At 56.2% G+C, this 1,016-nt stretch carries 1 protein-coding gene; it reads left to right on the top strand.

Features of this window, described 5'->3' with window-relative positions; translation table 11 throughout:
• Positions 1-299 precede the first annotated feature (299 nt).
• On the top strand, positions 300-989 hold the full coding sequence (locus AC4FWB_RS34630) for an OmpW/AlkL family protein (RefSeq protein WP_491030708.1): 690 nt from the start codon (positions 300-302) through the stop codon (positions 987-989).
• Positions 990-1,016: the final 27 nt, after the last annotated feature.

The raw sequence follows: 1,016 nt of genomic DNA, 5'->3' as shown, positions 1-1,016 counted from the left end.
CTGCCTCCCATGTGCGATCACCTCGTGAGCTATGTCTCGTTCATCCTCTGCCAATGGGTCAGGGATATCTCTCGCGTGCTTTCGGGTACAAAACACGACAATATCAGCTCGAAACGCGACAGTATCAGTGCCGAGACACGAGTGTGTCGGAAGTGAATCTTGCCGTTTCCCAATGTTCTTTTCGTTGGCACGACAAATGCGAAGCTCTTCGCAGAGCGTCTGTAGCAGCGAGTGATGAAAAATCATCCGCGCGTACAAACGACGGAGTCTGCGGCTATCAGATACCAGGAGAGAACATGATGACAAAAGTGCAGATGGGCGTAGCGCAGAGTACGATAGCGCTCATCGTCCTTATGGGGGGGCGTCAGCAGGCTTTGGCGGCAGACCCTGTGCAACCTTACATCGCACAGGATCAGGGGACAGTGGAGACGCCGAGCCCATGGCAGGTCCGCGTGCGCGCGTTGGGAGTGAAAACCAACGATTCCGGCTACGTCGGCGGCATTGCCGGTTCCAATCTCTCCTATTCAGATACCGTGACGCCGGAACTCGACATCTCCTACTTCTTCACCGAAAACATTGCCGCCGAACTCATACTCGCCACAACCTCCACCAAGGTCGACGGCACCGGAGCGATCGGCGCGCTGGGAAATGTCGGCAGGCTATGGGTGCTGCCGCCCACGCTCACGCTGCAGTATCATATCACCCAGTTCGGGGCTTTTCGACCTTATGTCGGAGCCGGCCTGAACTACACCGTCTTCTACAATCAGAGTGTCGACAGCGCCGATGCTCTCCATGTGAAGAACACCTTTGGCGCCGCGCTGCAGGTTGGCTTCGATTACATGCTGGACCAGCACTGGGGGGTCAACGTCGATGTCAAAAAGCTTTTCCTGGAACCGGATTTTACCGTCAAAGTGGCCGGCGCCGATCTGAGGGGCAAGGCCAAGCTAGACCCTTGGCTAATCGGTGCAGGCCTCACATATCGCTTCTAACAGTCGCAGTTTGAATCTTCGGCACCG

Source organism: Mesorhizobium sp. LEGMi-168a, assembly GCF_058312955.1.
Note: the sequence above shows the minus strand (reverse complement) of the source record. Positions and strands in the feature narration are given on the sequence as shown.